The 22,828-nt window shown below is 58.6% G+C and carries 20 protein-coding genes and 1 pseudogene; 7 read left to right on the top strand and 14 right to left on the bottom strand.

The window, feature by feature from the left end; translation table 11 throughout:
• Positions 1-88: 88 nt before the first annotated feature.
• Positions 89-541, bottom strand: coding sequence for a Fur family transcriptional regulator (locus HMPREF9161_RS00880; RefSeq protein WP_009727783.1), 453 nt, complete (start codon positions 539-541; stop codon positions 89-91).
• Positions 542-728: 187 nt separating this feature from the next.
• On the opposite strand from HMPREF9161_RS00880, the pseudogene HMPREF9161_RS00875 reads away from it, so the two are divergent.
• Positions 729-2,917: pseudogene (locus HMPREF9161_RS00875) on the top strand (Tex family protein).
• Positions 2,914-4,707: a nicotinate-nucleotide--dimethylbenzimidazole phosphoribosyltransferase gene (locus HMPREF9161_RS00870; RefSeq protein ID WP_009727780.1), complete on the top strand. Its 1,794-nt coding sequence runs from the start codon at positions 2,914-2,916 to the stop codon at positions 4,705-4,707. The pseudogene HMPREF9161_RS00875 and the gene HMPREF9161_RS00870 overlap by 4 nt, the downstream one beginning before the upstream one ends.
• A gap of 77 nt (positions 4,708-4,784) precedes the next feature.
• Here the strand turns inward: HMPREF9161_RS00870 and HMPREF9161_RS00865 are convergent, their stop codons facing one another.
• The 5 genes from HMPREF9161_RS00865 to HMPREF9161_RS00845 are packed head-to-tail and all read right to left on the bottom strand — an operon-like array spanning position 4,785 to position 9,106.
• Positions 4,785-5,693: a hypothetical protein gene (locus HMPREF9161_RS00865; protein WP_009727779.1), complete on the bottom strand. Its 909-nt coding sequence runs from the start codon at positions 5,691-5,693 to the stop codon at positions 4,785-4,787.
• 20 nt (positions 5,694-5,713) lie between these two features.
• On the bottom strand, positions 5,714-6,658 hold the full coding sequence (locus HMPREF9161_RS00860; RefSeq protein WP_009727778.1) for a nitronate monooxygenase family protein: 945 nt from the start codon (positions 6,656-6,658) through the stop codon (positions 5,714-5,716).
• Positions 6,659-6,679: 21 nt separating this feature from the next.
• Positions 6,680-7,156, bottom strand: a complete 477-nt coding sequence (ispF, locus tag HMPREF9161_RS00855; RefSeq protein ID WP_009727777.1) for a 2-C-methyl-D-erythritol 2,4-cyclodiphosphate synthase — start codon at positions 7,154-7,156, stop codon at positions 6,680-6,682.
• Positions 7,153-7,923, bottom strand: coding sequence for a 2-C-methyl-D-erythritol 4-phosphate cytidylyltransferase (gene ispD / locus HMPREF9161_RS00850; protein WP_009727776.1), 771 nt, complete (start codon positions 7,921-7,923; stop codon positions 7,153-7,155). The genes ispF and ispD overlap by 4 nt, the downstream gene beginning before the upstream one ends.
• A gap of 28 nt (positions 7,924-7,951) precedes the next feature.
• Complete coding sequence (locus tag HMPREF9161_RS00845) at positions 7,952-9,106, bottom strand: PIN/TRAM domain-containing protein (RefSeq protein WP_009727775.1); 1,155 nt, start codon at positions 9,104-9,106, stop codon at positions 7,952-7,954.
• 215 nt (positions 9,107-9,321) lie between these two features.
• Here HMPREF9161_RS00845 and HMPREF9161_RS00840 point away from each other — a divergent pair, with 215 nt between their 5' ends.
• Genes HMPREF9161_RS00840 through HMPREF9161_RS00825 form a run of 4 tightly spaced genes read left to right on the top strand, consistent with a single transcriptional unit; the run spans position 9,322 to position 13,632 of the window.
• Positions 9,322-11,751 (top strand): TonB-dependent siderophore receptor, encoded by a 2,430-nt coding sequence (locus HMPREF9161_RS00840; protein WP_009727774.1) that lies wholly within the window; start codon positions 9,322-9,324, stop codon positions 11,749-11,751.
• A gap of 57 nt (positions 11,752-11,808) precedes the next feature.
• Positions 11,809-12,432 (top strand): MotA/TolQ/ExbB proton channel family protein, encoded by a 624-nt coding sequence (locus tag HMPREF9161_RS00835; protein ID WP_009727773.1) that lies wholly within the window; start codon positions 11,809-11,811, stop codon positions 12,430-12,432.
• Positions 12,429-12,839, top strand: coding sequence for a biopolymer transporter ExbD (locus HMPREF9161_RS00830; RefSeq protein ID WP_009727772.1), 411 nt, complete (start codon positions 12,429-12,431; stop codon positions 12,837-12,839). Before HMPREF9161_RS00835 ends, HMPREF9161_RS00830 begins: the two co-directional genes overlap by 4 nt.
• A gap of 4 nt (positions 12,840-12,843) precedes the next feature.
• Positions 12,844-13,632 carry a TonB family protein gene (locus HMPREF9161_RS00825; protein ID WP_009727771.1) on the top strand — a complete coding sequence of 263 codons (789 nt, stop codon included), beginning with the start codon at positions 12,844-12,846 and terminating at the stop codon, positions 13,630-13,632.
• Between the two features lie 69 nt (positions 13,633-13,701).
• On the opposite strand, the gene HMPREF9161_RS00820 is transcribed toward HMPREF9161_RS00825, so the two are convergent.
• The 7 genes from HMPREF9161_RS00820 to HMPREF9161_RS00790 form a co-directional block, all read right to left on the bottom strand.
• Positions 13,702-13,959 carry a cell division protein ZapA gene (locus HMPREF9161_RS00820; protein WP_009727770.1) on the bottom strand — a complete coding sequence of 86 codons (258 nt, stop codon included), beginning with the start codon at positions 13,957-13,959 and terminating at the stop codon, positions 13,702-13,704.
• A 15-nt stretch (positions 13,960-13,974) separates the two neighbouring features.
• Entirely contained in the window at positions 13,975-16,410 is a 2,436-nt protein-coding gene (gene pheT, locus HMPREF9161_RS00815) for a phenylalanine--tRNA ligase subunit beta (RefSeq protein ID WP_009727769.1), read from the bottom strand.
• A 12-nt stretch (positions 16,411-16,422) separates the two neighbouring features.
• Positions 16,423-17,451, bottom strand: a complete 1,029-nt coding sequence (gene pheS / locus HMPREF9161_RS00810) for a phenylalanine--tRNA ligase subunit alpha (RefSeq protein WP_037348513.1) — start codon at positions 17,449-17,451, stop codon at positions 16,423-16,425.
• A 118-nt stretch (positions 17,452-17,569) separates the two neighbouring features.
• On the bottom strand, positions 17,570-18,229 hold the full coding sequence (locus HMPREF9161_RS00805; RefSeq protein ID WP_009727767.1) for a TatD family nuclease-associated radical SAM protein: 660 nt from the start codon (positions 18,227-18,229) through the stop codon (positions 17,570-17,572).
• A 117-nt stretch (positions 18,230-18,346) separates the two neighbouring features.
• Positions 18,347-19,177, bottom strand: a complete 831-nt coding sequence (locus HMPREF9161_RS00800; RefSeq protein WP_009727766.1) for a pyridoxamine kinase — start codon at positions 19,175-19,177, stop codon at positions 18,347-18,349.
• The gene (queF, locus tag HMPREF9161_RS00795; RefSeq protein WP_009727765.1) at positions 19,174-19,665 is read right to left on the bottom strand and encodes a preQ(1) synthase; all 492 of its coding nucleotides are present in this window, start codon (positions 19,663-19,665) and stop codon (positions 19,174-19,176) included. Before queF ends, HMPREF9161_RS00800 begins: the two co-directional genes overlap by 4 nt.
• A complete protein-coding gene (locus HMPREF9161_RS00790) occupies positions 19,665-21,356 on the bottom strand; it encodes a bifunctional diguanylate cyclase/phosphodiesterase (protein WP_009727764.1) in 1,692 nt (563 codons plus the stop codon). The genes queF and HMPREF9161_RS00790 overlap by 1 nt, the downstream gene beginning before the upstream one ends.
• Positions 21,357-21,600: 244 nt before the next feature.
• Here HMPREF9161_RS00790 and trxA point away from each other — a divergent pair, with 244 nt between their 5' ends.
• Positions 21,601-21,909 carry a thioredoxin gene (trxA, locus tag HMPREF9161_RS00785; protein ID WP_009727763.1) on the top strand — a complete coding sequence of 103 codons (309 nt, stop codon included), beginning with the start codon at positions 21,601-21,603 and terminating at the stop codon, positions 21,907-21,909.
• Positions 21,910-21,974: 65 nt separating this feature from the next.
• On the opposite strand, the gene HMPREF9161_RS00780 is transcribed toward trxA, so the two are convergent.
• Positions 21,975-22,796: an RNA methyltransferase gene (locus HMPREF9161_RS00780; protein WP_009727762.1), complete on the bottom strand. Its 822-nt coding sequence runs from the start codon at positions 22,794-22,796 to the stop codon at positions 21,975-21,977.
• Positions 22,797-22,828 lie beyond the last annotated feature (32 nt).

Below are 22,828 nucleotides of genomic sequence, written 5' to 3'. Positions count from 1 at the left end.
AAGAAAAGCGCCCGGCAGCGGGTGCTTTTCTTTTGCCCTGCGCGCCGCATAAAAAAAGCCCGCCGCATCAGACGGGCTTTTTATGCGCTTAGTTTTGACTGATCTTTTTCTTCTGGCACTCCGGGCAGTAGCCGAAGAAGTACATCTGCTGTGCGACGACGCGATAGCCCGTCAAGGACGCGACATTTTTATCCAGTGCGGGCAGCGAGGTAATGGGAACGTCCGCAACCTTATCGCAGGCAATGCAGCGCACATGCGGATGCTGCGAGATATCCGCATCGTAGCGGAACGCCTCCTCGCCGACATTCAGCTCTCGTACGATGCCGATCTCGCAGAACGCATCCAAAGATTTATAGACCGTCGCAAGGCTCATCGTCGGATAATTCGGGCGCAGCTCCTTATAGAGGGTCTCCGCCGTCGGATGCTCTTTGGTCGCGGCAAGCGCCGTATAGACGGCAAGCCGCTGCGGCGTTACCTTCTTCTTATTCTGACGGAGAATATCCGTGACCTCGCTGATCGTCAACATCGAATCTGCATGCATAATCGTTCCTACTTTTCAATCATATCAAAACTAAAATCATTATTACTTATATATTATAATACTCTATTCTAAAATTCCTGTCAATAGTCCTATTTCATCTTCCGATATAGAACTCATTTCCTCCTTTTGTTCTACGGAAAAATCATGTTATAATGAAAAGCATTGCTGAACAAGAAAGGTTGATTTCATGCGTATTTCCGATATCCCGGCCGTAATTGCGAAAGAACTCTCCATCCGTCCGCAGCAGGTAGAATCCGTTATCACCCTGCTCGACGGCGGCAATACGATTCCCTTCATCGCCCGCTACCGCAAGGAGGCAACGGGCTCTCTCGAGGATGAAGTCCTGCGGCAGGTTGAGACGCGCCTCGCCTATCTGCGCAGTCTGATAAAACGGCAGGAGGAAATTCTAGCCCGCATCGAAGAGCAGGGAAAACTGACGGACGAACTCCGCGCCTCCGTCGATGCCGCGGAGAAACTCCAGACCCTTGAAGGCCTCTATCGTCCTTACAAACAAAAGAAAAAGACGCGCGCCTCCATCGCGCGGGCGCGCGGCCTGGAGCCGCTCGCAAACGCGATGCTCCTGCAAACGGAGACAAGCGGCATGCCCGGGGACTACGCCGCCGCATATGTGAGCGATGCGCGGGAGGTTCCTACCGCCGCCGACGCCCTAGCTGGCGCACGCGATATTCTCGCCGAGACCGTCACGGACGATGCGGAGCTCCGCCGACTGATGCGGGAGCGCTTTTGGAAACGGGCGACCCTAGAGACCACGCTGAACACGGAGGCGGAGGATGCGCAGACCTTTCAGATGTACGACGCGTACGCGGAACCCGTCCGTACCCTGCCCTCGCACCGCATCCTTGCCGTCAACCGCGGCGAGAAGAAAGGATGCCTTGCGGTTCGCATCAATATCGACCACGAAGAAAATATCGATTGGATTTATCGGCGTATCTTCCGCCGCCCCTCCATCTTTGCCGCCGAACTGCGCACGGCCGTGGAGGACGGTTACAAGCGCCTTCTCGTCCCCGCGCTTGAGCGGGAACTGCGCACGCGCCTGACCGAAGAGGCCGAAACAAAGGCAATCAAGGTATTCGGACACAACCTCCGACAGCTGCTGCTCCAGCCCCCCCTCTCGGGGCATGTCGTCATGGGGCTCGACCCCGGCTACCGCACCGGCTGCAAGGTCGCCGTCGTCGACGCGACGGGACACGTCCTTGCAAGCGGCGTCATTCAAGTAACGCAGAGCGAAAACGCCCGCCGCTCTGCCGCCGATGCGCTGCTGAAACTCATCAAGGCGCATAATATAACGCTCATCTCCATCGGCAACGGCACGGCATCCTACGAGACGGAGCAGTTCGCCGCCGCGCTCATCCGCGACAATCATCTGGCGCACGTCCATTACCTCATTACGAACGAGGCGGGCGCCTCCGTCTACTCCGCCTCCGCACTCGCAAAAGAAGAACTGCCCGATTACGACGTGACAATCCGCGGTGCCGTCTCCATCGCACGCCGCGTGCAGGACCCTATGGCCGAACTCGTGAAAATCGACCCGCAGTCCATCGGCGTCGGTCAGTACCAGCACGACGTCAGCCAAAAAGAGCTCAAGGAGACGCTCGACGCCACAGTCGAGGACGCGGTCAACCATGTCGGCGTCGACCTCAACACAGCCTCTCCCGCACTCCTGAACCGCATCGCGGGCATCAACGCCGCCATCGCAAAGAACATCGTCGCCTACCGCAACGAGCACGGCAGATTCACCGACAGAAAATCCCTGCGCAAGGTCTCTCGGCTCGGCGATACCGCGTTCACCCAATGCGCAGGCTTTCTGCGCATTCGCGAAGGGGAAACGCCGCTCGACGCAACTTCCGTCCATCCCGAATCCTATCCGCTCGCGCGCGCAATCCTCGGAGAAATCGGTGCTGATGAATCTGACCTCACGAATCGTTCGAACCTCCCTGCCCTCGCCCTCAAGACGGCACAGGTCGACGCTGCGGCACTTGCGAGGAAACTGGACGCGGGCGTTCCGACGGTCACGGATATTCTAAAAGCCCTCGCGCGCCCGGGACGCGACCCGCGCGAAGACCTGCCCGCGCCGCTCACACGGCAGAACATTGAAAGCTCTCCGACCTCGCCGTCGACAGCATCCTGCGCGGTACCGTGCGCAACATTACGGATTTTGGAGCATTCATTGATATCGGCCTCAAGCAGGCGGGACTGCTCCACATCTCGGAGATGAGCGCGCGGCGCGTCCGCCATCCGCTCGACGTTCTGTCCGTCGGCGACACTCTCGACGTTATGATTATCAGCATCGACGAGGCGCGCGGCCGCATCGGTCTCTCGCTGAAACAGCTAGCAAAGGAAAAGAAACGCGCATGACACTTTTGGAAAAAACAATCGCTGCGATAGAGGTTCCGGACAGCACGCTCTCCGATGCCGCAGAAAAATCGCTTTCAGCCCATCAAGACATGGATTTCGGCCGTCTCGGCGACGCCCTGCTCCGCTATATCCGCATGACGGGAGAGCGTCACCCGCGCCCCCCGCAGACGAGCGTCGTCATCTCCTGCGCCGACCACGGCGTCGCGGCGGAGAGCGTCAGCGCCTATCCGCCCGAGACCACGCTCAACATGATGTGCAACTACCTCATCGCACACGGCGGGGCTGCCAATGCGGTCGCGAACTATGCGCATGCCCGTCTCATCGTCGCCGACCTCGGCGTGGATGCAGATACGGCGCATATAGAGGGGCTCCTGCACCGCAGCATTGCGCGCGGTACGGCAAACATGACCAAGGGGCCTGCTATGACGCGCGCGCAGGCCGTGCAGGCGGTTGAGACCGGCATCGAACTCGCGGGGCTATGCGCCGACCGCGGCGATCGCTGCATTCTCCCCGGGGAGATGGGCATCTCCAATACGACCTCCAGCGCCGCCATTGTCGCCGCCATCCTCGGCCTCGCGCCCGAAGAGGTCACAGGACGCGGCGCGAACATCTCCGATGCGCGTCTCGCGCATAAAATTGAAATCGTTCGGCGTGCGCTTGCGGTCAATCGCCCCGACGCAGCGGATGGCCTCGATGTCCTCGCAAAGGTCGGCGGCTTTGAACTCGGCTGCATCGCCGGCATCATCCTCGGCGCCGCGGCACGGCGGATGCTCGTCGTCCTCGACGGAGCAAACACAACCTCCGCCGCGCTCATCGCCCACGCGCTCGCCCCCAACTGCGCGTATTATCTGCTCGCCTCCCACGGCTCTCTCTCTGAACATTCTCAGCCCCACGCGCTCCGCCGCCTCGGTCTCACGCCCATGCTGCGGCTGGATATTCGCCTGAGCGAGGCCGCCGGTTCCTCCATCGCGCTCGATCTGCTGGGGCAAATGCTGCGCGTATGGGAAGTCATTGACGGCCGACAGGGCACTACTGATTCCCCCGCGCCATACCTTCTGCCCCCAACAAATGACACGACCGCAGAACGAAAGCCGATGCCGCGCATTCCCGTACCGAACAGTGCGGCAATGGAGGCCTGCCAATATCGTCTGGACAACCTCGCCAAACCCATCCACAGCCTCGGTTATCTCGAACAAATCGCCGTGCGCCTTGCGGGTACGATGCGGAATCCGCAGCCGCCCGCAGATACGAAGGCCGCGCTCCTCCTCATCGCACGAGAGGATCGGCTCTCCCGAACATATACGAGAGTCCTTGGAGCAATGGCCGCGCATGGAGGGATTCCAATACGTCTCCTGTCCCTCCCGCAGGATAGGTCTGAGGCGCAGTTCCGCGCGCTGCAGCATGCCGTAAAAAGAACTGCCGCAACACATCCCATCCTCCTCCTCGGCACGCCGGAGAATGACGCGGCAAAAGAGCCCCTTCCGCATGCCGTCTCGGAGGCCGTCCGCACCGCCGCCGCGTGCGGCGCCCTCATCCTGCCCGCCGACGCCGCAACGGATGCCATCGTACATCATATAGAGGAATCATCCCCCGCCGTCGCTCCCTACATCCTGCATATTCTCCCCGATATGCTTGACCTCGGCGCAGAGCCTCCCGCAGGCACGGCAGGACTGCTCGCTTGCAGCATCGTTCGCGCCGCGCTCCACACCCTCAACGACATGAAGACCTTCACCGAGGCAAACGTCGCCGTCGCCATCGACGGCGCAGGGGCCGGCAGACAGGTCCGTTAACCCAAAGGAACGTAAAACGGGACTGCTGCAGACATATGCAGCAGTCCCGTTTCTTATCGGATAAAATTTTAAGCGCACTACACCTCAGCCTTGAGCTGTCCTCTCCGAAAGACCTTGCCGATCGTACCGAACTGGAACGTCGCCGCTTCTTTCACCGTAAAGTGCCCGTAAACCGTACCCGGGCGATAGTTCGAGTTGAACGCCTCGCGCATACCGCCGGCCGTATGCATCTCCTCGCCGTAGACGAGAAACGGGTTCGGCACAACGGCAAAGAGATTATTGCCGAGCGGCATCCCCCAAAAATCCGCATCGCGCGGCGGTGCCACCGCCACAAAGCGCGGCTCAAGCTCCGGACGACTGAGGCGCAGCCGCATATTCGTACACTTCATCCCCTGCACTTCATACTGCTTGATGAAGTCGTCCTGCGCCTTCTTCTTTTGGAACATTGTCCCCTGTACTTCATAGAGCGCATTATAGTCCGCAATGTAATCTGCGGCACGCTCCGCAGGCGTCTTCTCCCGCAGTTCATGCGTCGGAATCTGCGCGAGCGCCGCAGCGTCTGCGGTCTTTTTTCGTGCGGCTTCGTTCTGTTTTGCGCGATCGCTCCGCACGGGTTCTTTCCCGCCCGTCGCGCGCGCATAGCTGCCGGCAGCCCGCGCCATTGCGGACGGCGGCCGATCCTGCGCGCCTTCCGTAGGTTGTTCGCGCGGCGGCGGCGCACCGTAGGCGCGTGCCAAATCGGTCTTCATCTCCTCGTCCAACAGATCGCTCACGGACGGGACGGCGCGTTCGGCAGCTTCGTTTTCCCGTGCCGCAGCCGCCGCGGACGGATCTTTTTCCGCAGCATGCGGACGATCGACACGCTCCGTTTGCTCGAGACGCTGCAGGAGCTCGTCCATACGGCTCTGCTGGCGCAGAACCAGCTTTTCGAGCAGAGTCACCCGCTTTGCCAGTTCATGAATCCGCGTTAATTCGTCCGTCCCCATGCTCCGCCCCTGTCGACTGATTAGACTTCGATCTTCTGCGCGTGCGCAAGCGTCTCCTTCGCCTCGCGGACAATATGCTCGATGATCGTGCGCACCGGCTCGATCTCGCGCAGGAGCGTCAACGTCTCCCCCGCCTGCACCATCCCGTTGACGACGTCGCCGTCCACTGCCGCAAGTTTATTGGTTCCCGTTGCACGATCGAGCAGTTCCTGCTTCGTCGCCTTTCCGGAAAACTCGAGCGCAACAAACTCCTCGGAGAATTTATTCTTCACGCCGCGCACGGATCCGCCGATCGTGCTCCCCGTCACGATCGTATCCGTATCCACGGAGGCAATCAGTTTCGCCTTTACATTCGGATGCACGACGCACTCTTCTGCAACGAGGAAGCGCGTTCCCATCTGTACGCCCGAAGCACCCATGAGGAGCGCGGCCGCGAGCCCGCGTCCGTCGCCGAATCCGCCCGCCATGACCACGGGGAGAGAGACCTCCGGAATGACCTGCTCCATGAGCGGCATCGTCGAGAGTACGCCGATGTGTCCGCCCGCTTCCATGCCCTCGACAACGATGGCATCCGCGCCCTTTTCCTCGACGCGCTTTGCGAGCTTCACACTCGGCACAACGGGAATCGCCTTGACCCCCGCCGCGTGCAGTTTTTCAAAATACGGCACGGGATTCCCCGCCCCGAGCGTCACGAATGCGGGCTTCTCTTCGCAGATCACATCCACGATCTCATCCTTATTTGGCGCCATGAGCATCACATTCACGCCGAACGGGCGATCCGTCAGGCTGCGGCAGCGGCGGATCTCATCGCGCGTGTACTCCGTCGTGCGCCCGCCCGTTGAGATGATGCCGGCACCGCCCGCGTTTGAAACTGCCGAGGCGAGGTTTGCCTCCGAAATCCACGCCATACCTCCCTGCAGAATGGGAACCTCTATCCCGAGCAGTTTCTTCAGCTGATTTGCCATGTTGATACCTCCAATTTTCTATTAAATGCGCTCTACGCCTGCAATGGCATAAGCGGACATTCCTTCCCCCGCGCCCGTAAAACCGAGCCGTTCTTCCGTGGTCGCCTTGACGTTGACATCCCCCGGCGCAATATCGAGGAGGCGCGCAATACGGTCGCGCATTTGATCGATATAGGGTCGGAGTTTCGGCACCTGCGCGACGACCGTTGCATCGATATTGCCGATGGCAAAGCCCGCCGCGCGTATACGGCGTGCAACCTCTGCCAGCAATACGCCGCTGTCCGCACCGGCGTAGCGCTCGTCCGTGTCCGGGAAGTGCAGCCCGATATCGCCGAGTGCCGCGGCCCCGAGGAGCGCGTCGGAGACGGCATGCAGCAGCACATCCGCATCCGAGTGACCGAGCAGGCCCTTCTCATAGGGGATATCCACTCCGCCGATGATCAGGCGCCGCCCCGCAACCAGCCGATGCACATCGTAGCCGATACCGAACCGCGTCATTCTTCCTCCCCCCTGCGCCGACAAACGACGCCGCCGAGCAGTCGCTTCGCCTCGTGGACAGCCGTCCGCATTAGCTCGCCCGCCCCCATGTCGCTGCGCAGGATCGCCTCCGCAACCACCATATCCTCGGGTGTCGTCACCTTGATATTACTATATTCGCCTTTGACGATGCGAACCGGAACACCGAGACGCTCCACGAGGCTCGCATCGTCCGTTCCGAGAAAGCCGTCCTCGTCCGCCTTGCGGTTCGCCTCCAGCAGGATGTCCTTTCGGAACCCCTGCGGCGTCTGCACCTGCCAAAGGGATCTCCGCGGCGGAGTGGACGCGACCATGCCATCCTCCGCCGCAATCTTAATGGTATTTTTCTCAGGCACGGCGACAATCGCCGCGCCTTCGGCGCGTACGACACGGATGAGTTCCTCAATCGTATCGAGGCGAATGAGGGGACGCGCCGCATCGTGTACGAGCACGATATCCGCCTTCTCCGAGACAAGAGCGAGTCCATTGCGAATCGAATACTGCCGCTCGGAACCTCCCTCCACCACATGCCACGGCGCGAGTCCCTTGACACGGCCGAGGAGGTTCGTCACGGGCTCCACCTCGTCCGGGCCCACGGCGACGATGAGTTCCCCGACATCGGGCACCTTGGAAAACGTAAGCAGTGTCCGGAGGAGCATCGGCTTGCCGGCAAGCGTCAAAAAGACCTTATTAAGCCCCACCTGCATCCGATGCGCCTGCCCTGCGGCGGGAAAAACCACACTAACCATGTCTCTTCCTTCCTGTGCTCCGCTCGGATCAGCGTGTTAGTTTCGCGAAGATCATACGACCCGCAGCCGTTTGGAGTGCAGACGTCACCTCTACGGGGACGATTTCGTTCATGCAGCGGAACCCGCCGTCCACGACAATCATCGTACCGTCGTCGAGATATGCGAGCCCCTGCCCGTGCTCTTTGCCCGGGCGAACAATCTGGACCGTCATCATATCGCCGGGAATGGCGACCGGTTTGACGGCGTTTGAAAGGGCGTTGATGTTCAGGACGGAGACCCCGCGCAGCTGCGCGACCTTGTTCAGGTTAAAATCGTTCGTGATGATCTTCCCGCCGACCTCCTGTGCAAGCTGGAGGAGCTTCGAATCCACTTCCGTGATATCCTCAAAGTCCGCCTCTGTGATCTCTACCTTCATACGGGATTCCTTACGAATTTTTTGCAGGATGTCGAGACCGCGGCGTCCGCGGACACGTTTCAGTGCGTCCGGCGAATCTGCGATGTGTTGGAGCTCTTCGAGAACGAACACGGGAATGAGCAGCGTTCCTTCGAGAAACCCCGTCTCACAGATATCCGCAATGCGCCCGTCGATGATGACGCTCGTATCGAGCACCTTGTATCCGCGCCCCGTTTGTCCGTCACGCGGCGGCGCCTGTACGGGGGCTGCTGTGCGCCCTTCGCGGCTGCGTGCCATCTCGCGGAGAAGCCGTGGGAAAAAATCGAAAGCCTCCGCGATCTCCGGCTGTTTTTTGACCATGATATGGACGCCGAGATAGCCGAGCACAATGCTGAACACGATGGGAATATAATCGCCGACGATAGGAATCGTAGAAAACGAATCGCCCAAAAGGCGCGCTATGATAAGTCCGATGATAAGCCCTATCGCCCCCGCAATCACTTCGCGGATCGGCATCTTGCCGAGTTGTCCCTCCACCCATACGGAGAAGCGTCTAAGACGTCCCGTGAAGAAGGGAGCGAGCGGATATCCGATAAAACCGCCGAGCAGGGTCCCTACGAGGATACAGATCAGCCCCGCAAGCGAGAGCCCGAACAGCCCCAGTTCCGTCTGCCAGAGGGGCGCCGAAAGGTAGGCGTTCGCGGTCGGCACAAGCAGTTCAAAGAGGGTTCCGCCGATGATTGCAGTGATGAGAACGATGAAAAACCGCAATACGCGTTCGAATAACAAATATTCACCTCCTTCCCTACGATAGAAATGAACAATTCACGTTCTCAGTATAATAAAAAACTTGCATGTTGTCAAAAGACACATTGAGAGAATCAAAGAAAGCTCATTCTAAATATTCATTTTTCTATTGACATATAAATCTTAGCCTCTATAATGATAATCGTATTCATTTTATTCTTTCCGTTTGCTTTCATAAAAGGAGGTGTCGTCAAAAGATGTCGTTGAAAGGAAAATTTCATCAAGGAAGATATACCGTTCTAACGGCATGTATACTTGCATGCCTCAATACACATACATATGCGTCTGAGGAGAATAGAGCCAACGCGGAGGGAGCGGAAGTCACAACTTCTGATATCAGCGTCGAAGCAAACTATGACAAAGAGCTGCTTCGAGAGGAACCCGAGACTAAGGCCATCATCACCCGTGAGGATCTCGACCGCAAAGGGGCGCGTACGCTCTCCGACGCGCTTGCCGGAGAGCAGGACATCCAGATGGGGCGCGACAACATGGGACGGCAGACTGTCGCTCTTCGCGGTGCAGAAGCGCGTCATACGCTGATTCTCATCGACGGGCGCAGACTTGCAGGCGGTCTCAGTAAATTCTACGGCGCAACGGACGAGGTGAACCGGATCGGCATGGATAACATCGACCATGTCGAGATCATCCGGGGTGCGGGCACGGCGCGCTATGGTGCGGACGCCATTGGCGGCGTGCTCAATATCGTCACGAAGATCCCGCACCAACAAGGCGGAAGCGTCACGCTCGAACGCTCTTGGATCGGCCAAGGCGGCAGCCAGTACAACCACGGTATCAGTTATGCCACCGGTGAACTGGGGAAAGGCATCTGGATGGACTTCTCGTATGGAAGAAGCAAAACGGCGCCGTTCCTCTACGATCGCGACAACACGTCCATGCAGTATTACGGGAAGCGGATCCCGATGAGCGCACGCGTGGAGTTCAGTCTCGGAAAGGGAGAAACGCTCACGCTGTCCGCGGACCGGCTCGCAGAAGATCTGCAGAAAGACACCTCTCTCGGCACGATGCTGAAGATGAATGCACGGGAAGACGCGTGGCGCAACAATTTCAACATCGATTGGAAAAAACAAACGGATCGCGCGGATTTCCGTGTGCGCACCTATACGACCAAGTACAGTTCCGACGTGGATTTCGAGGTCGGTCCGATTGTGCCGAGGAGCATTCCCTACCATCATTTCTATTTTGATTACCTCAAGCGCGAGGATCGCGTCGTTGAGGCATCCATAGGGCTGATGGCGCATGACAAACACTATGTGACCGTCGGTGCGGATTACCATGACGAGAGCGGCGAGGGGACGCGTATCACTGTGCCGGGGCAAATACCGCGAGAACAGTCGCGCCTGTACGTATTCCCAAACCCTGATGATCCCAACGATCCGAATAAGCGGACCTACATCGGCAACGTGTACGAGACCTCTCTCAGCTACTACAGTGCCTACGCGATGGACAACTGGCAGGTCGGCAAAAAACTTTTGCTGATCCCCGCGCTGCGCTATACGAATCACAGCCGATTCGGCGCGCACCTGTCCCCCTCCATCGGCGCGACCTATAAGGCGCGCAATAATCTGCGCATGAAGGCGAATATCAGAACTAGCTTCTCAACGCCCGGCATCGCGGAACTCTACCACGACTGGGAAATGTACGAACCGTCGCTGAATCCTAAACCGCCCATCCGCAACGGGTGGCTGTTCGAGGGAAATCCCGCGCTCAAGCCTGAAAAAGCGGTCAATATGGATGTCTCACTCGAGGCGGATTTCGGCAAAAAAACGAGCGCCAAGTTCACCATATTCCGCAATGATTTCAAAGACTATATGCAGATCGTGTACGACGGTGAAAAAGAGAGCAAAAATCTCTACGGGCGCAGTTATTTCGATCCGCAGATTCTATATCCGAACGCTTGGTTGGGAACGATGAGTTACGACGAGATCGTCGACGCGATCAAAACGGCCCCCAATTGGCAGTATATTGAAGATAACATTTTCGACGATGATCAAACGGATTATGTAAAGAGCGTTCCCGCAACGGACGATGTTTATACTTACAAAAATATTTCCAAGGCGCGCACGCAGGGCGTCGAGGCGGAGGTAACGCATCAGTTTGCACGGGATTTCAGCGTCAAGGCGGGCTACACCTACCTCGATGCGCGGGACCGGCAGACGAACAAGCGGCTTGAAGGACGCGGACGCCATATGATCAACCTCACCTTTAGCTACAATGACCGCAGGCACGGCTGGCGCGCGACATTCTGGGGCGACTACACGCGGAACTATCTCGATCTCCGCGACCGCATCGCCACGGGACGCATCGTCGGCGGCGCGGGTAACCTGGAGCAGTTCACCTTTACCGATCCCAACACGGGAAAGGTATATCGCTTGTTTAAAAATGAATCCGATGCTAAATTATATATGAAAGGCGATTTTGAACACGGCTTCACCCGTGAAAAAGTCGCGCGCGAAAAAAATTACGGACTATGGAATCTGATGATTGAAAAGGATATAATGAAAGGAGGCACGCTCTATGCCGGTGTGACGAATTTATTCAACCAATATGACCCGTACCTCGGTATGGGCGGGCGTATTTACCGTTTCGGTATGCGCATGAGTTTCTAATTTTTGTCGGTCCCGGGGTGAAAAGGGCCGGCAGTCTATGTAAAGGAGTAAAATCATATGGAAGGTTTTTCTAGCGCAATGCATCTCTTTAAAAGCGGCGGACTCGTCATGTACCCGCTGCTTCTGCTCTCGCTGATCACGCTCGCAATCGCGGTGGAGCGTTTCTACTATTACCGCATCAACCGCAAAGGCGCGCGGGTATTCTTCCACGGCGTTTACCACGCGGCAGTCCAGAAAGACTGGGATACGGTCGAAAAACTCTGTACGGAGTTCCCCTCAGCCATCAGCCGCGTCATCGGGAGCGGTCTGGAAAACGCGGATACGGAAACGGCGATGAAGGGGGCGTTCTCCGATCGCATGGCGTTGGAGGCGATCAATTTCCGCCGCTATCTCGACTATCTGAGCGCGATCGTCACCATCGCTCCGCTGCTCGGCCTTCTGGGTACGGTCACGGGTATGATCCAGACGTTCAGCGTGCTCGATGAGGGCGGCGGTGCCGGCGCGATCACGGGCGGCGTCGGCGAGGCGCTCGTTGCGACAGCAACCGGTCTCTGTGTCGCGATCATCGCATTCTGCGTCTACACCTACTTCAGCCATCAGCTCGACGCGATTGTCACCGATACGGAACGTCTCTGTGCGACGGTTGTCACGGCAAAGAAAGAAAGTTGGGATGCACAATGAATTTTGGCAGTCATCGGCTGAAAAAAAAGCCGGAATTTATGATTATCCCGATGATCGATATCATCTTCTTCCTGCTCGTCTTCTTCATGATGAACAGTCTGCAGACAGTCGCGCAGAAGGCGCTCGCCGTACAGCTTCCGCAGGCGCAGAGCGCCTCGGCCCCCGCACAGCTGCCGATCATCATGACGCTCGATGAACAGGGACATATTACGATCGACAACAAGCCCGTGAGCATCACGGAGTCCGCAGCGATCATGAAGGACCGCATGCAGGCAAACCCCAATGCGGCGGTGATCCTGCAAGCGGACAAGCGTACGGCGCACGGTCAGGTCGTCGCGGTCATGGACATGCTCAAAGGAGCGGGGGTAAAACGGCTCTCGATTGCCGCAGAACAAAAGAAGGGATAGATATATGGAGCGACAACTCTCATGGAGTAAGGCCTATATCGTCTCCGCCCTCTTGCACCTCGCACTGTTCGGCTTATTAGCGCTCGGTCTGACGGTTGTCGTCAAACAGCAGGAACAGCAGGTCTATGTCATCGACCTCACCACATCCGATTTCGAACAGGGCAGCGGACATGCGGGCGGCGGGAGCAGCGAGTCCCTCTTCCCCGAACCGCTCAAAGCCGAGGAAGTCGCCAAACGTGTCGAAGCGGTACAGCAGACTGTACCGACACCCGTCACAACGAAGGAAACACAGGCGACGACACCGACCCCCGACGCCGTCACGCTCCCCACACAAGGCTCCGCAACGGCGCCGTCCGCCCCGACAGGGGGCTCCGAGACGGGCAGCAATGCGGGCGGATCCGGCACGGGTACGGGCACGGGGACAGGCAGCGGCGACGGTGAGGGCGATGGACGCGGTAGCGGCAGCGGTACGGGCACGGGTGAGGGTAGCGGCGACGGAGATGTGCAGGGCAAGGGCAATATTCCCTTCGATGCGGAGGGATTCCGCCTCGCCATCGACGCGCATAAACAATACCCCTATATGGCGACGAAACGCCGTCTTGAGGGCCGTACGGGCATTTCCGTCACACTCTCCGCCTCGGGTGCGATTACAAGTGTCGTCGTTAATTCTTCGTCGGGACACAGTATTCTGGACGATGCGGCGGTTGCGGCGGCCTATGCCGTCGGCTCCTATCCGAATCCGACGGGCGCCGCGATTACGGTCAACACCGGCGTATCCTTTACCCTGCGCTGACACGATACGATACACGGCTTTACAAAAAGGCCACGGCAAAACACCGTGGCCTTTTATGATATCATCCGTTTACTTTTCTTCGAGCAGCTGCACGAGCTCGTCGTAGTCGCGCCGCAGCTGATCGTAGTCGTCCATCATTTGCAGGACGGTCAGCGCGGCGATCCGCTTCACATCGAAACTCCGCACCTTGCGTGACATCTCCTTAATACGGCGGTCCCCTTCCGCCGCAAGGCGCTTGAGGCGCTCGGGGTCATCCGTCTTGAGCTGATAGGTCAGCCCGAACATCTCTACGACAACGCGCTGCGTCGCCTTTTTTTCCTCTGCCATGGCTCTCACCGCCTTTTATCCGCGCAGCTGCGCATGAAGCTCCTGCTCCGCGGCCTGCAGGATATTCGCAAACGCCGCATCCACTTCCTCATCCGTTAGGGTCTTCTCGTCGGACTGAAAATGCAGATGGAACGCCATGCTCTTCTTCCCGCGCTCGACCTGCTTTCCCGTATAAACGTCAAAGAGGGTCGCCCCGCGGAAGAACTTCCCGCCCTTCTTTGCAATGACGCGCTCGATCTCGGCCGTCGTCAGATCCGCGCCCACAAGAACAGCGAGGTCGCGCGTCGACGCGGGATATTTCGGCAGAGGCTCGATCGCACTCTTCTTTTTGCGATAACGCATGAGCGTCGCCGCATCCATCTCAAAAACGTAAACGCTCTGTGAAATGCCGAAATTCTCGGCAACCGTCGGATGGATCTCCCCCAGCACGGCAATGACCTCGCGGCCCTTTTTAAAGAACGCGGTCTTCCCCGGGTGCATGGCGAAGTGAGCGCCCTCCTCGACCGTATATTTCCGGACGCCGATCGCCGCGAAGAATCGCTCGACGACGCCCTTCAGATCGTAGAAATCCACGTTCTCATTGTCCGTATCCCATGCGACGGGGCTGCGCCGCCCCGTCATGAGTCCCGCAACCATCAGACGTTCGTCCGCCGGCTCCGTCACGGGCAGCGCTTTGGGTGAAAAGACCGGTGCGATATCGAACAGGCGCAGGTCCATGTTCTTGCGCGCAATATTGCGGGCGGCATTTTCGAGGATGCTCGTGAGGAGCGTCGTCCGAATGAGCGGATACTCGTCCGTCAGCGGATTGAGGATCGGGATTGCCCGGCGAAGCGGACTCTCCGACGGAACGCAGAGGTGATCGAGCGCCTTTTCACTCGTAAAGCTGAACGAAAGTTCTTCCGTCATGCCGAGCGCGGCGAGCGCGTCGCGCATCGTGTCCGCAAAGTCCTGCATCTCGCTCTGCCGCCCCTGCCGTACCGTGCCCGACGGAAGCCGCGATGCGATATTGTCATAGCCGTAGAGCCGCGCGACTTCCTCGGAGATATCCTCCATGAGCGTCACGTCGCCGCGCCACGAGGGCACGGTGACGCGATACGTCTCGAGTTCCCGCTCCTCGACGGTAAAACCGAGCGAGCGGAGTGCCGACGCCATCCAATCCCCGGGAATATTCGCGCCGATTCGCTCGCCGACGGCGCGCGCGCCGAACTCGAATACGGTCTTCTCCTTGGGCACGGGATAAACGTCTACGACCCCCCGCGTCACGGCGCACGCCCCCATCTCTGCAAGAAGCTGCGCCGCGCGCGTCACGGCGCGCACCGTCCCCGTCTCGTCAACGCCGCGTTCAAACCGTCCCGAGGATTCGGAGTGCAGACCGATCCGACGCGCCGTACGGCGAATCGTCGCGCTGTGGAACGAGGCCGCCTCAAGAATGACCGAGGTCGTATTCTCCGTAATCTCGGATTCCAGCCCGCCCATGATGCCCGCGAGCCCGGCAGGTTTCTCACTGTCCGCGATGACGAGCTCGTCCCCCGCGGCAACGCGGGACGAATCGTCAAGCGTATGGAGCAGTTCTCCCTCGCGCGCGCGGCGCGCCGTCAGCGTATGCCCCGCGACGGCGTCATAATCGTAAGCATGGAGCGGCTGACCGAGTTCGAGCATGACGAAATTCGTCACATCAACGACATTGTTGATGGCGCGAATTCCCGCCCCCTGCAGACGCTCGACCATCCATGCGGGAGAGGGCGCGACCTTCACATCGCGCAGGACGCGCGCGGAGAATCGGCGGCACAGTTCCTTCGCCTCGATTTTGACTGTGACAAGATCCTCCGCATGTTCCGGGGCCGACTCAGATACTTCAATATTCGGAACGCGCAGCGGCTTTCCGGTCAGCGCCGCGATCTCGCGCGCGATGCCGATCACGCTGAAACAGTCCGCGCGGTTCGCCGTGAGCTCAAACTCCAGCACCACATCGTCAAGTCCCAGCGCCTGCGCCGCGGGAATGCCTGCGGGCGTATCCGCGGGCAGAATGTAGATGCCGCTGACCTGCTCTTCGGGCAGGCCCTCGGTATCGATCGCAAGCTCGCCCGCCGAACACATCATGCCGTTGGAGGGTACGCCGCGCAGCTTGCCCTTCGATATCTTTTTGCCGTCCGGCAAAAGCGCCCCGACCATCGCGGCGGGAACGACGTCCCCCTCCTGCACATTCTGCGCACCCGTGACGATCTGCAGCAGCTCTTCTTTACCGATATTCAGCTCACAGATACGCAGATGATCCGAATCCGGATGCGGCACAACCCGCTCGATGCGCCCCGTGACGACCTTGTCCAGCCCCTCGTCGGCGCGCACGACACGCTCCACGGGCACGCCCGCCATCGTGAGGCGATCCGCGATTTCCTCCGCCGTCTCGTCAATATCCACATAGTCTTTCAGCCATTTGATGGAAACCTGCATCCTTACGCCTCCTTAGAACTGATGCAAAAAGCGCACGTCGTTGTCATAGAACAGGCGCAAATCGTCTACGCCGTAGGCAAGCATCGCGATGCGTTCGACCCCCATGCCGAACGCAAATCCCGAGGCCACAAACGGATCGTAGCCGCTCATCGAGAGGACGTTCGGATGCACCATGCCCGCGCCGAGGATCTCCAGCCAGCCGGTCCCCTTGCACACGCGGCAGCCTGTACCGTGACAGGAAGAACAGGAGATGTCGACCTCCGTCGACGGCTCCGTAAACGGGAAAAAGCTCGGACGAAACCGCACTTTCACATTGGCATCAAAAATTTGATGCAGGCACAGTTCGAGCGTGCCCTTGAGGTCGGCAAAGGAAATCCCCTTATCGATGACAAGTCCCTCGACCTGCGTAAACATCGGCGAATGGGTCGCGTCGTAGGCGTCGCGCCGATAAACGCGGCCGGGCGCAATCATGCGGATCGGCGCGTTCGGCTCCTGCTTCTGCATGGTGCGCGCCTGTACGGGCGACGTCTGCGAGCGGAGCAGAACGTCCTCCGCGATATAGAAAGAATCCTGCATATCGCGTGCAGGATGATCCTTCGGCAGATTCAGCGCTTCGAAGTTGAAATAGTCGCTCTCGATTTCGGGACCTTCTTCGATGGCAAAGCCCATCTGCAGGAAGATCTTCTTGATGCGGTTGAGCGTGATCGTGAGCGGGTGCAGGTGTCCGACCTGCGCCGTACGCCCGGGAAGGGTGACGTCGATGCGCTCGCTCGCCATCCGCTCCTCAAGTTCCCGATACGCAAGTTCCTCGGACTTTGCCGCGAGCAGTTCCTCGAGTTCCGCGCGCGCCTCGTTGACGATCCTGCCGATGCGCGGACGCTCCTCGGCGACAAGGGCGCTCATGCTGCGCAGGAGGGACGTCATCTCGCCCTTCTTCCCCAAGAATTTTACACGTAAATCGTTGAGCTCGCTGAGACTCGTCGCCTTGTCCGTAATCGCCGCGCGGGCGCGGTCCCGGAGTTCTCTGATCTTTTCGTCCATATCGTCCTCCTGTATCGGGGCGGAATCATGGGTCGTTTGCATATACGCTCCGTTTTCTATCATAAAAAATATCAAAAATTAGTTTATCATATCCGTGGAAAAAAATCTACTTTCGAGCTCAGCTGTCCTCATACGGCCGTACCCGCAGGGTTAAGCCGCGGTCGGCACAAATCTTCCGGCAGAGCGCGATCTCCTCCGCATCCTCCACCTTCTCCACAACGGTGAGAACGACATTCGGCACATAGGGCTTGCAGTGCTCCGCGAAAGTGAGCATCGCCTCAAAGGATTGGATGCCAAACCGCGACTGTGTGAGCGCGAGATAGCGCTCCGCATTGGACGCGTTGAGGCTGATGGAAATCGTATCGAGAATCCCCGCGAAACGCTCCGCAAACACGCAGCCGTGCTCCAACTCGCCGAGGCCGTTCGAATTAACGCGCGTCGACACATCCGGATGCTTCTCCTTCACATAACGAAGCACGCCGAGCACCGTCTCAAGCCGCATCAGAGGTTCGCCGAAGCCGCAGCATACGACTTCGCCCACGTAATCCCACGGCACTTTTTCCAATTCCGCAATGATCTCCGCAATGCTCGGGTCATGCTCCACCCAGAGAGAAGACTCCTTCGCCATCTCCTTCATGCTGCGCAGGCAAAACACGCAGTCGCAGTTGCAGTCATTTGTGATGTTGACGTAGATGCTGCGTTTCCCCTCCGGCCGCTCGCGCAGGCTCGCCTCCATCGAGAGGTAGCGCCCCCCCGCGTGCGTCGCATAGACAATCATAATATACTCCTAAAATCATACGCAAAATGAGAAAGGAATCGGACGCCGCACGGCAGCCCCGATTCCGATGATTTTATTGTTGTTCGGGAAAAACACGTTGGGTGCGAAAATCCCGCATCACATAGCAAGTTCTCCTAGATACTCCTCAAACGGCAGCCCCCAGTTCCACGGCAGATCCAACGCTTCCGCATAACCGAGGCACCTCCCGATAAAGTCCGCCGCACGGCGTGCACCTTCCTCCAGCGATATCCCCTGCACGAGCGATGCCGCGACGATCGCCGCGAAGGCATCGCCCGCCCCCGATCGGTCATGACCGACCTTTTCATTGTCGAAAGAACGCTCCGCGCCGTTCTCATAGAGATAAGTCTTGATTCTGTCGCCCTCATACAGCCCCGTAATGACGACATCGCGCGGTCCCATCGCCGCAATATCCGCCGCCATGCGCAGCAATGCCACGTCGTCCGCATATCCGTCGGCGGGATACGGAATGTCCAGCAGCCGGCACGCCTCCGTGAGGTTCGGCGTCACAACGTCCGCATGCGGGAGGAGTTGGCGCATCTTTGCGCATAGGGCAGGCGTATAGGACGAGTAAAGCTTGCCGTTATCCCCCATCACGGGATCGACGACGACGATCGTCTCCTTTTTCTTGAACCGCCCGATACAGTCCAGTACGACCTCAATCTGCGCCTCGGAACCAAGGAAGCCCGTTAGGACCGCATCAAATGCGAGTCCGTTCGCCTGCCAGTTCTCCATGTAGGGGCGCATACGGTCCGTGTAGTCGTCGAAATAATGGTTCGGGAACCCCGTATGCACCGAGAGGATTGCCGTCGGCAGCGGACATGCCTGCACACGCATCGCGGAGATGAGCGGCAGCTGCACCGTGACCGAACAGCGCCCGAATCCCGTAATGTCGTTGATGAGGGCGATGCGCTTCTGCCGCCCTGTCACCGGTTGTCCACCCGTTCCGGCACGCGGTCATGCATGGAGAGACGCTCCCATGCGAGCGCCTCGTACTTCGACCCCGGCATGCCGTAGTTCACATAGGGGTCGATGGAGATGCCGCCGCGCGGGAGGAATTTCCCCTGCACCTCGATGTATTTCGGCGCCGTGAGCGCGATCAGGTCCCGCATGATGACGTTCACGACGTCCTCGTGGAAGTCGCCGTGATTGCGGAAACTGACGAGGTAGAGTTTCAGCGATTTGCTCTCCACCATGCGCTCCCCCGGCATATAGGAGATGTAGATCGTCCCATAGTCCGGCTGTCCCGTAATGGGACAGAGCGTCGTAAATTCCGGGCAGTTGAACCGCACCCAGTAATCGTGATCCGTATGTTTATTTGCGAAGGTCTCGAGCGCTTCGGGCGCGTAGTCGTAGCCGTAGTCGGTGCGCTGCGCGCCGAGAAGTGTGAGGCCTTCCTGTGTCTTTTCTCTAGCCATTACATACCTAAAAACTTTTTTTCAAACGCTTCCTGCGGCTCGGGACGACCGAAGAGATACCCCTGTATCGTATCCGTCTTGCAGAGCTTGACGAGACAATCGTACTCCTCCTGCCGCTCGACCCCTTCGATGCATGTGGTCATGCCGATGCTGTGACAGAGATCCACCGTGTACTCGACGAGTTTCTGATCGAAATGATTTTCGAGAATCCGAATCACAAATGCGCGGTCGATCTTTACGATATCGCAGTTCAGATTTTTGAGGGACGAAAGCGACGAATAGCCCGTGCCGAAATCGTCCATCGCCACCTTAACCCCGTGACGGCGGAACGCATCGAACTGCATATTGACGAATTTGAGATCGCCGACGATCCTGCTCTCCGTCAGCTCGAGCACTACGGCGTCCGACGGCATATCGTGCCGCTTTAGGCAGTCGTCGATAAATTCGAGGAACGAGAGATCTTTGATCTGCTCATAACTCATATTGACGCTGATGCGAAAATTTGGGATGCGGCGCCGCCACTCCTTGCATGTGCGGAGCGACTGCTCAAAGACCCAACGGCCCACAGGCACAATCGTCTTCGTATCCTCAAGGATCTTGATGAACTCCATCGGCGCGACCATGCGCCCCTTGCCGTTCTTCCAGCGGAGCAGGGTCTCCGCACCGACGAGATGCCGATCGTCCCCCGCCACTTGAGGCTGGAAATAGAGTTCAAAATTACGGCAGCCCGATTTGACATCCTCGAGGATCTGCTCCTGGATCGTCATCGAGCGCAGCCAGCGGTTATAGAGTTCCTTAGAGAACGTGCTGATCCGATTCTTTCCGCCCGACTTAGCCGCGTCGAGCGCTGCCTGCGCGTATTTGTGCAGAACGAGCGGATCGCGCGCCGACTGCGGATAGAACACCATACCCGCCGAAACGGTGACGATATACTGCCGCCCGTCGTAGACCTGCGGATGTGCGAACTCCCTCTGTACGCGGATGAAGAAGTCCGTCAGCATCTCCTCATCCGCATCGGGATAGATGAGTCCGAACTCGTCGCCGTCGAGACGGTAAAGCACGCATCCGGGCGGAATATTCTGCAGGATGCGCTCCGAGATCTGACGCAGGATAACGTCGCCCACCTCGTGATTGAACGCCTCGTTGACCGTGCGGAAGTTGTCGATGCCCATGACGAGCAGACCGCCGCCCCTGCCGGTCTCGCGTGCCGTCCGCAGCGCCGCGGCGAGATCCTCGACAAACTGGTAGCGGTTGAGCAGCCCCGTCACGGAGTCGGCGGAGTTGCGCCGCGCAAGCTGACTAATCGTCCCGACAAAAAGATTCGGTAATCCGTCCGCGGATAGACCGATTCTCCCCTTGATACGCAGCCACGCGAGATCCCCCTTCGCATCGCGCATCCGGAAGTCGAGCTGCCGCTCCCGCCCTTCGGCGCCGCTGTGCAAAGAAGCGAAGAGCGCGGCGAGCGGCTTTCGGTCCTGCATATGGACGAGCGGCCGGAGAACCTCTCCAATATTCTCGATCGTCTCCGCCGGGAGATCGTATGCCTGAACAAAATTAGGCGAGGCAAGAAAGACGTTCTCCGCCGGATCCATCATAAACACGTAATCAGAAGTCGTATTTTTCATCAGGTCATAGACGAATTTATGACGCTTGAGCGCGGGGCTCAATGCGATCCGCTTCTTCCCGCCCATGATCCCTTCCTCTCTTTTCCGTCCGTAAATGCCGTCCGATAAAAACGTCGTATTTCTCATTATTATATAACGGATCTGCGGTTCGCGCAACCGCACAATCCGCGTTGCCCGCTCCGTTCAGAGGAAATAATATGCGCAGCCTTTCTGCCTAAAATTTTCCCGGCCCTCTTGAAAAAGCCGCATTCTCTGATATGATGAAAGAAACGATATCCACAGCGCCGCATAATTAAGGGAGGAAGGCTGCATGAGTGTGGTTGAGTTAACGAAAGAAACGTTTGAAGCGGAAGTTCTGCGGGAGAAAAAATTTGTCGTCGTCGATTTTTGGGCAACGTGGTGCACGCCCTGCCGCATGCTGGCGCCGATTCTTGAGGAAGTTGCGGAAGAGCGTGCGGATATCAAGGTCTGCAAGCTGAATATCGACGAAACGCCCGATATCGCCGAGAGATACGGTATTATGAGCATCCCCGCGCTCCTCTTTTTCAAGGACGGCAACGCGGTGGACGAGAGCATCGGTCTCATCTCAAAAGAACGTCTCCTGTCGTTCCTGCCGTAATCAATATGTTCCGGATGCGACGTATGAAAGAGAGCCTCATCTGCTCTTTGAGGATGGGCTCTCTTTTATTTTGCAAAATCGCGTTGACGCACAGCCTCATAGAGAATCGCGGCGGCAGCCGCGGAGACGTTAAGCGACTCCCCGGAGCCGCGCATCGGAACGAAAATGCGCCGCGCTTTTGCAAGCAAAGACGGCGACACGCCGTTCGCCTCGTTGCCGAGAACGACGACGGCCGGGACGCTGAAGTCCGTATCGAAATGCACGCACGCCGTCGGGTCGCACGCGGCCGCATAAACGCGAAGCGACCGTGCCGCCGCCCAATGCAAAAAATCTTCTTCCCCGACATCCGCGACAAACGGCATATGGAAAAGAGCTCCCATCGTTGCGCGTACGAGCTTATTTCCGTAAATGTCCGCGCATCCGTGCAGGAGGATTGCCCCCGACGCCCCGGCGGCATCCGCCGTGCGCAAAATAACGCCGACATTGCCGGGATCCCGTATACGGTCAAGCGCGACATATAAAGGGCGCGGCACATGCGGCAGCCCCTCCAATCTCGCCGCCGCCGAACGTTCCGCGACGAGGAGGACGCCCTGCGGCGTATCCGTTTCCGCAAGTGCGGCAAAGCTTTCATCGGGGACGAGATAAACGCGCGTCTCCCGCGCGTGGAGTTTTTCTATCAGCGCTTGCGCGCGCCCTCCCTCGCTTCCGCGCTCCGTAAAGAGTGCAAAGCGTATCTGCCAACCGGAATCCGCCGCCGCCTCCGCAAGGCGAAGTCCCTCGACGGCAAACAGCCCCTCTTTCTTCGCTCGTTTTGCCGTACGCATGACGGCGCGCGCGAGGCGCAGCGCCGGGTTCGAGGGACTTGCGATACGTTCGATTTTTTTCATTGTAAAAAAGCGCCCGATAAGTCTCTCGACTC

The organism is Selenomonas sp. F0473, assembly GCF_000315545.1.
Taxonomy (GTDB): domain Bacteria; phylum Bacillota; class Negativicutes; order Selenomonadales; family Selenomonadaceae; genus Centipeda.
The sequence above is the reverse complement of the archived record's forward strand: the minus strand, read 5'-3'. Positions and strand labels throughout refer to the sequence as shown.

Excerpts from the sequence above, each read along its gene's own strand:
- HMPREF9161_RS00880 (WP_009727783.1), bottom strand. The coding sequence starts at position 541 with ATGCATGCAGATTCGATGTTGACGATCAGCGAGGTCACGGATATTCTC.
- HMPREF9161_RS00870 (WP_009727780.1), top strand. The coding sequence starts at position 2,914 with ATGACACTTTTGGAAAAAACAATCGCTGCGATAGAGGTTCCGGACAGC.
- HMPREF9161_RS00865 (WP_009727779.1), bottom strand. The coding sequence starts at position 5,693 with ATGGGGACGGACGAATTAACGCGGATTCATGAACTGGCAAAGCGGGTG.
- HMPREF9161_RS00860 (WP_009727778.1), bottom strand. The coding sequence starts at position 6,658 with ATGGCAAATCAGCTGAAGAAACTGCTCGGGATAGAGGTTCCCATTCTG.
- ispF (WP_009727777.1), bottom strand. The coding sequence starts at position 7,156 with ATGACGCGGTTCGGTATCGGCTACGATGTGCATCGGCTGGTTGCGGGG.
- ispD (WP_009727776.1), bottom strand. The coding sequence starts at position 7,923 with ATGGTTAGTGTGGTTTTTCCCGCCGCAGGGCAGGCGCATCGGATGCAG.
- HMPREF9161_RS00840 (WP_009727774.1), top strand. The coding sequence starts at position 9,322 with ATGTCGTTGAAAGGAAAATTTCATCAAGGAAGATATACCGTTCTAACG.
- HMPREF9161_RS00835 (WP_009727773.1), top strand. The coding sequence starts at position 11,809 with ATGGAAGGTTTTTCTAGCGCAATGCATCTCTTTAAAAGCGGCGGACTC.
- HMPREF9161_RS00830 (WP_009727772.1), top strand. The coding sequence starts at position 12,429 with ATGAATTTTGGCAGTCATCGGCTGAAAAAAAAGCCGGAATTTATGATT.
- HMPREF9161_RS00825 (WP_009727771.1), top strand. The coding sequence starts at position 12,844 with ATGGAGCGACAACTCTCATGGAGTAAGGCCTATATCGTCTCCGCCCTC.
- HMPREF9161_RS00820 (WP_009727770.1), bottom strand. The coding sequence starts at position 13,959 with ATGGCAGAGGAAAAAAAGGCGACGCAGCGCGTTGTCGTAGAGATGTTC.
- pheT (WP_009727769.1), bottom strand. The coding sequence starts at position 16,410 with ATGCAGGTTTCCATCAAATGGCTGAAAGACTATGTGGATATTGACGAG.
- pheS (WP_037348513.1), bottom strand. The coding sequence starts at position 17,451 with ATGGACGAAAAGATCAGAGAACTCCGGGACCGCGCCCGCGCGGCGATT.
- HMPREF9161_RS00805 (WP_009727767.1), bottom strand. The coding sequence starts at position 18,229 with ATGATTGTCTATGCGACGCACGCGGGGGGGCGCTACCTCTCGATGGAG.
- queF (WP_009727765.1), bottom strand. The coding sequence starts at position 19,665 with ATGGCTAGAGAAAAGACACAGGAAGGCCTCACACTTCTCGGCGCGCAG.
- HMPREF9161_RS00790 (WP_009727764.1), bottom strand. The coding sequence starts at position 21,356 with ATGGGCGGGAAGAAGCGGATCGCATTGAGCCCCGCGCTCAAGCGTCAT.
- trxA (WP_009727763.1), top strand. The coding sequence starts at position 21,601 with ATGAGTGTGGTTGAGTTAACGAAAGAAACGTTTGAAGCGGAAGTTCTG.
- HMPREF9161_RS00780 (WP_009727762.1), bottom strand. The coding sequence starts at position 22,796 with ATGAAAAAAATCGAACGTATCGCAAGTCCCTCGAACCCGGCGCTGCGC.